The organism is Streptomyces sp. NPDC041940, from assembly GCF_055589465.1.
Genome location: NZ_JBVJBP010000022.1, coordinates 163,260 through 173,320, shown reverse-complemented (window position 1 = coordinate 173,320; position 10,061 = coordinate 163,260). Strand labels below are relative to the sequence as shown.

The window sequence follows — 10,061 nt, the reverse complement described above, 5'->3', positions numbered from 1 at the left end:
AAGGCGCACCACCTCCCCCCCCCCCCCCCCCCCCCCCCCCCCCCCCCCCCCCCCCCCCCCTCCCCCCCCCCCCCCCCCCCCCCCCACCGCCGTTGTCAGCTCTCGTCGACCTGCGGAGCGAGCAGCACCGGAAGCCGGGTCGTCCGGGGCTTCGCCGTCACCTCGGCCACGGCCCTGGGCAGCGCCTGTTCCACGCCGTGCACCACGGACAGATGGCGCTCGGCCCGCCCGAACGCCGTGTACACCCAAGGCCTGCTGAGCGCCTGCGCGGCATCGCCGGGCAGCACCACGACCGCCGCGGGCCACCGGCTTCCCACCGCCTGGTGCGCGGTCAGCGCCCAGCCGTGCCGTACGGAGTGCTCCACCCGCTCCTTGGGTACGACGACGGCCTCGCCCTCGCACGACAGGTGGAGTCCCTCGGCGTCCGCCTTCACCACCCGGCCCGGCAGCGCACGGCCCGGCACGGGGGAGTGGACGATCCGGTCACCGGGGTCGAAGCCGCCGAAGCGGCCCGGGCCAGGATTGAGCCGCTCCTTCAACGCCGTGTTGAGCGCGCGGGTGCCGACGGCGCCGCCGTGTCCCGGTGTGATCACCTGGGTCTCCTCGGCCGGTACGCCGATCGCCCGCGGCACCGAGTCGACGACGAGCTGAACCGCCCGGTGCACCGCCTCGCCCGCGTCCCGCACCGGCACGATCACGACCTCCTTGCCGGGGGCCTCGACCGCGTTCAGCTCGCCGATGCCGATCCCCGAGACCAGCTCGCCCAGCGGCCCGGGATCCGGCCGCCGCGAGGCGATCTGCGGGCAGATCCGCGCCGCGAGCAGATCCGCGAACACCCGGCCCGGCCCCACGGACCACAGCACCGCCGGGTCCCCGGCCAGCACCAGCCGCGCCCCGTCGGGGAGCGACTCCGTCAGCAGCGCCGCCGTCTCGACATCCAGCTGCGGCGCGTCGAGCACGATGAGCAGATCGAGATCCAGGGCCCCGTCGGCATCCCGGCCGGGCCCTTCCAGCCCGGCGAGCAGCCCGGAGACGGTGGTGACGGGGGAGGGACCCTCGTCCGCTGTGCCCTCCGGACCGGAGCGCAGCAGAGCCGCGAAACGGTTCCGGCCGATCGGGCCATGGGCGGCGGCCCACGCGCGCAGCCCGAGGGAGTGCGCGGCGCTCAGCAGCGCGGCCGGTTCGGCCAGGGACGCCTCCCCGCCGGTGTGCAGAACCAGGCCGTGACCGGCGACCGCGCGCAGCAGCTCACCCGCCGACCCCTGGGCCGCGGCGGCGACCCGCTCCCACTCCTCGGCCGAACCGTCCTGCTTGGGCGCCGAGTTGACCAGCCGGGCCAGACCGTCGGCCAGGCTCTCCTCGGCGAGCGCGTACCGCTCGAGCCCGACCAGGACACGGACCGGGCGCTCCTCGTCCTCCTCGGAGTGGTCCTCCGAGTCGTCCTGCTTCGCCCGGGCCGGCGCACCGGTCTCCTCCAGGGCGTCCTGGAAGACCAGCGCGTCGCCCTCAGCGATCGTGTCCTGCACGGCGCTGTCGGGCTCCGGTACGCCCCGCTGCGCCAGGGCGGCGAGAAGCGCCGGCATCTCCAGGGCGGTGTGCCCGGCCAGCGCGGCCTGCTCCAGGATCCAGACGGTGACGGCACGGCCCCGCCGCTCGTCGTCCGGGCCGCACTCGGCGCCGAGCAGCGCCCGCGCGAACCCGTCGGCCTGCTCGGGCCGCACACCGGCGACCCGCAGCAACTGCCAGGGGTCCGCCCGCAGCCGCTCGTCCGCACCCTCGCCGAGCGCCTCGGCCACCTGCGGCGCGAGCGTCTCCGGGGCACCGCCCTCGGCGAGCACCCGCAGCACGGCCTGGACCGCCTCCGGCGCGGGAGCCGACGACGCGGCGACGGTCTCGGCCGGCACCGGCCGCGGTCGCCGTTCCGGCTCCGGGGCGGAGCGCCGGGGGGCGGGTGCGGGCTCCTCGAACACCGTGGCCGCCGGCTGCTCGCCGCCCTCCACGGCCCGTACGGCGGCGAGCAGATCGGCGGCCTTGCCGCTCAGCTTGGTGCCGCTCTCGATCGGCGCCTTCTTCTCGGCCTTCCGCTGCTCGATGCGCTCCCGCTCGGCCTGCTGGGCCCGCAGCTCGGCCTCGGCCTCGGACACCTGGCCGGCCTCGGCCGCGTCCCCCTGGACCTCCTCGGTCTCCGCACCACCGGTCGGCGTCCCCGGCTCGTCGTCCTCCGTGGTCTCCGGCTCCGTGCTCACAGCGTGCTCCAGTCGTGATCGGGATAGCGGTGCACGGGCGCCGACACATCGTCGAGCGCCCGGCAGATCTCCTCAGGAAGACTAAGGGCCTCCACTGACAACGCGGCCGTGAGCTGCTGCGCGTTGCGCGCGCCGACGACGGGAGCGGCCACCCCCGGCCGGTCACGGACCCACGCCAGGGCCACCTGGAGCGGCGTCACCGCGAGGCCGTCGGCGGCGGTCGTCACGGCGTCCACGATGCGGCTCGCCGTGTCGTCGAGGTACGGCGCGACGAACGGGGCGAGGTGCTCCGAGGCGCCGCGCGAGTCCTGCGGAGTCGTGTCGCCCCGGTACTTGCCCGTCAGCACCCCACGTCCCAGCGGGGAGGACGGCAGCAGCCCGATGCCCAGGTCCAGCGCGGCCGGCAGCACCTCGCGCTCGACGCCGCGCTGGAGCAGCGAGTACTCCAGCTGCGTACCCGCCAGCCGGGTCCGGGTGCCGGGGGAGGCGAGCTGCCAGGTGCCGGCCTTGGCCAGCTGCCAGCCGCAGAAGTTGGATACGGCGGCGTAGCGGGCACGGCCGCTGGCGACCGCGAGGTCCAGGGCCTGGAGGGTCTCCTCCAGCGGGGTGTCCGGATCGAAGGCGTGCACGTGCCACAGGTCGACGTAGTCGGTTCCGAGGCGGGAGAGCGAGGCGTCCAGCGCGGAGAGCAGATGGCCGCGGGAGCCGTCGAAGCGGCGGTCGGGGTCCGGCACACTGCCGGCCTTGGTCGAGATGACCAGGTCCCGGCGGGGCACCAAGCCGTCTATGAGCCTGCCGAGCAGGTACTCGGCCTCTCCGTCGCCGTACACGTCCGCGGTGTCGACGAGGGTCCCGCCCGCTTCCCAGAACGTCTTCATCAGGTCCGCGGCGTCGTGCTCGGCGGTGTCCCGCCCCCAGGTCAGGGTGCCGAGCCCGATCCGCGACACACGAAGGCCGGTGCGGCCGAGATGCCTCTGCTCCATGAACGCCGAGATTACTGGCCAGAACCTACGGTGTGGGGGGCTGTGGACGACGGATTTCCGCGCGCTATGGTCTGCGGACAAGGCACGTTACTGATGGGTAAGGGGAATCGGGATGCAGCTCGGTATCAACCTCGGCTACTGGGGTGCCGGCATGGACGCCGACAATCTGGCCGTCGCCCAGGAGGCCGACCGGCTCGGATACGCCGTCTGCTGGGCCGCCGAAGCCTATGGATCCGACGCCGCCACCGTACTGACCTGGGTCGCCGCCCAGACCGAACGGATCGACGTCGGCTCCGCCATCTTCCAGATCCCGGCCCGCCAGCCCGCGATGACCGCCATGACGGCCGCCACCCTCGACTCGCTCTCCGGCGGCCGCTTCCGGCTCGGCCTCGGCGTCTCCGGCCCGCAGGTCTCCGAGGGCTGGTACGGCGTCAAGTTCGACAAGCCGCTGGCACGCACGCGTGAGTACGTCGAGATCATCCGCAAGGCCATGACGCGCGAGCGCCTGTCGTACGAGGGCGAGCACTGGACGCTGCCGCTGCCGGGCGGTCCGGGCAAGCCCCTCAAGCTGACCGTGCACCCGCAGCGCGAGCACATCCCGCTCTACATCGCCGCGATCGGCCCGAAGAACCTGGAGCAGACCGGCGAGATCGCCGACGGCGCCCTGCTGATCTTCCCCTCCGCCGACCACCTGGAGGACACGGCGATCCAGTACCTGCGGGCCGGCCGCGAGAAGGCGGGCAAGACCCTCGACGGCTTCGACATCTGCCCGACCCTGCCCCTGGCCGTCGGCGAGGACAAGGACGTGACCTCGCTCGCCGACACCTTCCGCCCCTACACCGCGCTGTACGTCGGCGGCATGGGCAGCCGCAAGCAGAACTTCTACAACCAGCTCGCCCAGCGCATGGGCTACGAGAAGGAAGCCGCCGAGATCCAGGACAAGTACCTGTCCGGCGACAAGCAGGGCGCCGCGGCCGCCGTACCGCACGACCTGATCGACAAGACGACCCTGCTCGGTTCCGTGGAGCGCATCGCGGACCGGATGAAGGCCTACGCGGAGGCCGGAGTCACGACCCTCACCCTGGCCCCGGCGGGCTTCACGCTCGACGAGCGGATCGCGTCCCTGCGCGCCGGCACGGAGGCCCTGGAGCGCGCCGGGCTCGCCTAGGGATTTCTGCGGCCGTGGTGGGGGCTCGGGGGTCTTCCCCGCCACGGCCGTCACGCAGAACAACGCGAGGAGCGGCCGAGGGTTACGTCCTCCATTTGGCGGAGTTGTCCGTCGTACCTGTTGCAGCACCGCGCACCCCGCACTTGACTCGTTCTTTGCGGAACTGCGGAATCCTGCAGCACGCGCACGCGCGCGGGAGAGGTGCCCACGATGCTTTCGGCCAAGAGTCTGTTCCAGGAGATCCTCGCCAACGACGAGTCCTTCGCCCTGTTCTGCTCCATCGCGGCGAGCGGCGAGTCCCAGGGCGGCTGGGAGAACGCCCGGATCGCCGCGCTCGTCCCGGAGAGCGAGCGGGAACTCGCCCCCAAGATCACCCGCCACGGTGCCGACGAGGACAAGCACGGGCGGATCTTCAACGCCCTGCTGAAGAAGCGCGGCCTCGACCCCGTCCCGGTCCCGCCGGAGACCGACTACACGATGCTCCTGGAGAAGAACGGCATCGGCCTCGCGCACGAGCAGCTGGGGCGCGACGAGCGGCTCGCGGTCCAGGACATCGTCACGTACCTCTCGCACAGCAGGGTCACCGAACAGCGCGCCTCCGAGCAGATGGACCTGCTCCGCAAGCACTTCGCGGACGACCCGGACATCGGCCGCGCGGTCAAGCAGATCTCGGGCGACGAGGACAACCACCTCGCCTACTGCCACGAGGAACTGCTGCGCTTCGCCTACGCGGGCCACGGCCGGGCCATCCAGCGGACCCTGCGCGAGTGCGCGCTCGCCGAGATCCGGGTCTACCGGGACGTCAGCCTCGCGGTCATGGCGAACATGGGACGCATCCTGGGCTGGTCGAAGGCCAAGTCGGCGGTGCTGGCGGCGGGCATCCACGCGGTGTACGCGTACGAACGGCTGGGCGGCTGGCGCCGGATGGTGTCCCTGGAGATGCCCGAGCGCCGTGACGCGCTCGGCGGACCGGCGTCCGCGGCACCCGAGTTCGCCTGAGGCGGCCCGCTCTACAACCAGCCCCGGCGCTTGAACAGGCGGAACACCAGCACCTCCAGAACGACCATCAGCAGGACGAGGGCCGGGTAGGACCACTCCCAGCGCAGCTCGGGCATGTGCTCGAAGTTCATGCCGTAGATCCCCGCGACCATCGTGGGGATCGCGGCCATGGCCGCCCACGCGGAGATCTTCCGCATGTCGTCGTTCTGCCGGACACTCATCTGGGCCAGATGCGCCGAGAGGATGTCCGACACCAGCCGGTCCAGGTTCTCCACGGACTCGTTCACGCGCGTGAGGTGGTCGCTGACGTCCCGGAAGAAGGGCCGGGCCCGGTCGTCCACGAACGGCACGGCCGCACCGGACTGCGCCGTGCCCGCCAGCCGGCTCATCGGCAGGGCCAGCGGGCCGGTCGCCCGGCGGAACTCCAGGATCTGGCGCTTGAAGTCGTAGATCCGGGAGGCGGTGTTCCGTGAACCGCCGGCTTCCGGCGAGAACACCTCCGCCTCCAGCCCCTCCAGGTCGGCCTGCAACTCGATCGCGACGTCCAGATAGTGGTCGACGGCGGCGTCGGCGATCGCGTACAGCACGGAGGTGGGGCCGTTGCCCAGCAGCTCCGGCTCCTGCTCCAGCCGGTTGCGCACGGCCTTGAGCGGGGCGCCCTCGCCGTGCCGGACGGTGACCGCGAACGAGTCGCCCAGGAAGATCATGATCTCGCCGGAGGAGACGGTGTCGCTCCGCGGCTCGTACACCACCGGCTTGAGGACCACGAAGAGCGAGTCGTCGTACACCTCCAGCTTGGGCCGCTGATGGGCCTTGAGGGCGTCCTCGACGGCCAGCGGGTGCAGGCCGAACTCCCGGGTGACATGGTCGAATTCGCGCTCCGTCGGCTCATGCAGCCCGATCCATACGAAGCCTCCCGCCGCACGGGCCTCACCCAGGGCGTCGGAGAAGTCCTCCGGCCCCTCCGTGCGGTGTCCGTCGCGGTAGACGGCACAGTCGACGATCACGAAGCGAGTCTCCTGTCACTCGAACGACACCGCACGCGCGCGTGCGCCTACGCTGGATCGCATGCCCACGTTGATCCTCGTCAGGCACGGACGCTCCACCGCCAACACCGAGGGGCTGCTCGCCGGCTGGACGCCCGGTGTCGCCCTCGACGAACGCGGCGCCGCGCAGGCCGCCGCCCTGCCCGGACGGCTCGCCGAACTGCCCCTCGCCGAGATCGTCGCCAGCCCGCTCCAGCGCTGCCAGGAGACGATCAGGCCCCTGCTGGAGGCCCGGCCGGAACTGAGCCCGCACACCGACGAGCGCATCGGCGAGTGCCACTACGGCGACTGGTCCGGTCGCAAGCTCGCCGAGCTCAAGGACGAGCCCCTGATGGAGGTGGTGCAGGCGCACCCGTCCGCGGCGGCCTTCCCCGGCGGCGAGTCGATGCGGGCCATGCAGACGCGTGCCGCCGAGGCCGTGCGCGAGTGGAACGCGCGCGTGGAGCGCGACCACGGCGCCGACGCCGTCTACCTCATGTGCTCGCACGGCGACATCATCAAGTCGCTCGTCGCCGAGGCACTCGGACTTCATCTGGACCTCTTCCAGCGGATTTCCGTTGAACCGTGTTCCATCACCGCGATCCGCTACACACGACTGCGACCGTTTCTCGTCCGCCTCGGCGACACCGGCGACTTCACGTCCCTGGTGCCGCGCGAGGAACCGCCGGGCGACGACGCCCAAGTCGGGGGTGGTGCGGGCGCACCGTGATCGTCGGCCGCAGTAGGGTGAAGCGGTCGCAGCAGTGCCGTGGTCACACGGCCCCCACGATTCCAATGGAGACAGGACGTGTCCCGTCAGGTGTTCCTCTACGACCATCCGGAGCGTTTCGTGGCCGGTACGGTCGGACTGCCCGGGCGCCGTTCGTTCTTCCTCCAGGCCACCGCCGGCTCCCGGGTGACCAGCGTGGCCCTGGAGAAGACCCAGGTCGCAGCGCTCGCCGAGCGCATGGACGAACTGCTCGACGAGGTCGTACGCCGTAGCGGCGGCAGCGCCTCCGTCCCCGCCGTCGCACCGACGGAGATCAACGACAGCGCCCCGCTGGACACCCCCGTCGAGGAGGAGTTCCGGGTCGGCACCATGGCGCTCGCCTGGGACGGTGACGAGCAGCTCATGATCGTCGAGGCGCAGGCGCTCGTCGAACTCGACGCCGACTCCGAGGAGGACCTCGCCGAGGCCGAGGAGCGGCTGCTCCAGGACGAGGAGAACGGGCCGCCGATGCTGCGGGTCCGGCTCACCGGCGCGCAGGCGAGGGCCTTCGCCAAGCGTGCCCTCGACGTCGTCAACGCCGGGCGGCCGCCGTGCCCGCTGTGCAGCCTCCCGCTCGACCCGGAAGGACACGTATGTCCGCGCCAGAACGGATACCGCCGCGGAGCGTGACACCTCCTGACGACCCCGCCGAGCTGCTCGCCCGGGGCGAACTCACCGTACGCGGACGCATCCGTGACGCCTCCAACGCCGCCCTGTACTGCACGGTGTCGTACGACGGCCGGGAAGCGGCCTGTATCTACAAGCCGGTCGCCGGGGAGAGGCCCTTGTGGGACTTCCCCGACGGGACGCTCGCCCAGCGCGAGGTCGCCGCGTACGAGGTCTCCGAGGCGACCGGCTGGGGTCTCGTACCTCCCACCGTGCTGCGCGACGGCCCCTACGGCGAGGGCATGTGCCAGCTGTGGATCGAGGCGGCACCGGACGCGGAGCTGCTCGCGCTGGTCGACGGGGAGGAACCCGAACCGGGCTGGAAGGCGATCGGGTTCGCCGAGGTCGGCGAGGGACGTACCGCGCTGCTCGTGCACGCCGACGACGAGCGGCTGCGGCGGCTCGCGGTGCTGGACGCCGTGATCAACAACGCGGACCGCAAGGGCGGGCATCTGCTGCCCACCGGCGACGGGCGGTTGTACGGGATCGACCACGGGGTGACCTTCAACGCCGAGAACAAGCTGCGGACCCTGCTGTGGGGCTGGGCGGGGGAGCCGTTCACACGGGAGGCCGCCGACGTCCTCGAGGGACTCCGAAAGGATCTGGCCGAAGGCGGGGCCCTCACCGCACGGCTCGAACCGCTGATCACCGCCGCCGAGATCGACGCCGTACGCGCGCGTGTCGGCGCGCTGCTCGCCTCGGGGACGCATCCGGAGCCGAGCGGGGAGTGGCCGGCGATTCCCTGGCCACCCGTGTAGGAGCACAGCGGCCGAGATCGCGCAAGAACGCCTTCTCGGCCGTCCGGACCGCTCCCATTCGTATATGGAACTTCAGTCCGGTTACGCTCATGACATGCATGCCTGGCCCGCTTCCGAGGTCCCCGCCCTGCCTGGTCAGGGCCGCGACCTGAGGATCCACGACACCGCGACCGGCGGTTCGGTCACCCTCGACCCCGGTCCCGTCGCCCGTATCTACGTCTGCGGTATCACCCCGTACGACGCCACCCACATAGGGCACGCGGCGACGTACAACGCGTTCGACCTCGTGCAGCGCGTGTGGCTCGACACCAAGCGGCAGGTTCACTACGTCCAGAACGTCACCGACGTCGACGACCCGCTCCTGGAGCGGGCGCAGCGCGACGGCATCGACTGGGCCGCGCTCGCCGAGAAGGAGACGGTCCTCTTCCGCGAGGACATGACGGCTCTGAGGATGCTGCCGCCGCGGCAGTACATAGGCGCCGTCGAGGCGATACCGGGCATCATCCCGCTGGTCGAGCGGCTGCGGGACGCCGGCGCGGCGTACGAGCTCGAAGGGGACGTCTACTTCTCCGTCGAGTCCGACCCGCACTTCGGCAAGGTCTCGAACCTCGACGCCGAGGCGATGCGGCTGCTGTCCGCCGAGCGCGGCGGCGACCCGGACCGGCCGGGCAAGAAGAACCCCCTCGACCCGATGCTCTGGATGGCGGCCCGCGAGGGCGAGCCCAGCTGGGACGGCGGATCGCTCGGGCGCGGACGGCCCGGCTGGCACATCGAGTGCGTGGCCATCGCCCTCGACCACCTCGGCATGGGCTTCGACATCCAGGGCGGCGGCTCCGACCTCGCCTTCCCGCACCACGAGATGGGCGCCTCGCACGCCCAGGCCCTCACCGGTGAGTTCCCCATGGCCAAGGCGTATGTGCACGCCGGCATGGTCGCCCTCGACGGCGAGAAGATGTCCAAGTCCAAGGGCAACCTGGTCTTCGTCTCCAGGCTCCGCCACGACGGCGTCGACCCGGCCGCCATCCGGCTCGCGCTGCTCGCCCACCACTACCGCGCCGACTGGGAGTGGACCGACCAGGTCCTCCAGGACGCCGTCGCCCGGCTCGGCCGCTGGCGCGCCGCCGTGTCCCGGCCCGACGGCCCGCCCGCCGAGGCACTCGTGGAGGAGATCCGCGAGGCCCTCGCGAACGACCTGGACGCCCCGGCCGCGCTCGCCGCGGTCGACCGCTGGGCCGCCCGCCAGGAGGAGACCGGCGGCACGGACATCGGCGCGCCCGGTGTCGTCTCCCGCGCGGTGGACGCGCTGCTCGGCGTCGCGCTCTAGCCGAGAACCGACAGAAGGGGGGGTTTCCCGCCGGGGAGCGCCCCCCCCCTTTTGCTCCCCCGCCCCCATCCCCCCACCACACCCCTTCCCCCCTCCCCCACCTCGGTTGGGCCGACGAACCCC

General features: G+C 72.2%; 9 protein-coding genes. 6 read left to right on the top strand and 3 right to left on the bottom strand.

What is annotated here, in order from left to right:
* Nucleotides 1–95: 95 nt before the first annotated feature.
* Nucleotides 96–2,246, bottom strand: coding sequence for a helix-hairpin-helix domain-containing protein (locus ACZ6I3_RS31040; RefSeq protein WP_469419096.1), 2,151 nt, complete (start codon nucleotides 2,244–2,246; stop codon nucleotides 96–98).
* Nucleotides 2,243–3,229 carry an aldo/keto reductase gene (locus ACZ6I3_RS31035; RefSeq protein WP_469419094.1) on the bottom strand — a complete coding sequence of 329 codons (987 nt, stop codon included), beginning with the start codon at nucleotides 3,227–3,229 and terminating at the stop codon, nucleotides 2,243–2,245. The genes ACZ6I3_RS31040 and ACZ6I3_RS31035 overlap by 4 nt, the downstream gene beginning before the upstream one ends.
* 112 nt (nucleotides 3,230–3,341) lie before the next feature.
* Here ACZ6I3_RS31035 and ACZ6I3_RS31030 point away from each other — a divergent pair, with 112 nt between their 5' ends.
* Nucleotides 3,342–4,397: an LLM class F420-dependent oxidoreductase gene (locus ACZ6I3_RS31030; RefSeq protein WP_469419093.1), complete on the top strand. Its 1,056-nt coding sequence runs from the start codon at nucleotides 3,342–3,344 to the stop codon at nucleotides 4,395–4,397.
* A gap of 210 nt (nucleotides 4,398–4,607) precedes the next feature.
* Complete coding sequence (locus ACZ6I3_RS31025) at nucleotides 4,608–5,396, top strand: ferritin-like domain-containing protein (protein ID WP_469419091.1); 789 nt, start codon at nucleotides 4,608–4,610, stop codon at nucleotides 5,394–5,396.
* 11 nt (nucleotides 5,397–5,407) lie between these two features.
* On the opposite strand, the gene corA is transcribed toward ACZ6I3_RS31025, so the two are convergent.
* The gene (gene corA, locus ACZ6I3_RS31020) at nucleotides 5,408–6,403 is read right to left on the bottom strand and encodes a magnesium/cobalt transporter CorA (RefSeq protein WP_469419090.1); all 996 of its coding nucleotides are present in this window, start codon (nucleotides 6,401–6,403) and stop codon (nucleotides 5,408–5,410) included.
* Nucleotides 6,404–6,464: 61 nt separating this feature from the next.
* On the opposite strand from corA, the gene ACZ6I3_RS31015 reads away from it, so the two are divergent.
* The 4 genes from ACZ6I3_RS31015 (at nucleotide 6,465) to mshC (ending at nucleotide 9,938) form a co-directional block, all read left to right on the top strand.
* The gene (locus ACZ6I3_RS31015) at nucleotides 6,465–7,151 is read left to right on the top strand and encodes a histidine phosphatase family protein (protein ID WP_469419089.1); all 687 of its coding nucleotides are present in this window, start codon (nucleotides 6,465–6,467) and stop codon (nucleotides 7,149–7,151) included.
* A gap of 78 nt (nucleotides 7,152–7,229) precedes the next feature.
* Nucleotides 7,230–7,820 carry a DUF3090 domain-containing protein gene (locus ACZ6I3_RS31010; protein ID WP_382497871.1) on the top strand — a complete coding sequence of 197 codons (591 nt, stop codon included), beginning with the start codon at nucleotides 7,230–7,232 and terminating at the stop codon, nucleotides 7,818–7,820.
* On the top strand, nucleotides 7,784–8,614 hold the full coding sequence (locus ACZ6I3_RS31005) for an SCO1664 family protein (protein WP_469419088.1): 831 nt from the start codon (nucleotides 7,784–7,786) through the stop codon (nucleotides 8,612–8,614). The genes ACZ6I3_RS31010 and ACZ6I3_RS31005 overlap by 37 nt, the downstream gene beginning before the upstream one ends.
* 94 nt (nucleotides 8,615–8,708) lie before the next feature.
* Nucleotides 8,709–9,938: a cysteine--1-D-myo-inosityl 2-amino-2-deoxy-alpha-D-glucopyranoside ligase gene (mshC, locus tag ACZ6I3_RS31000; protein WP_469419087.1), complete on the top strand. Its 1,230-nt coding sequence runs from the start codon at nucleotides 8,709–8,711 to the stop codon at nucleotides 9,936–9,938.
* The last annotated feature ends 123 nt before the right edge of the window (nucleotides 9,939–10,061 follow it).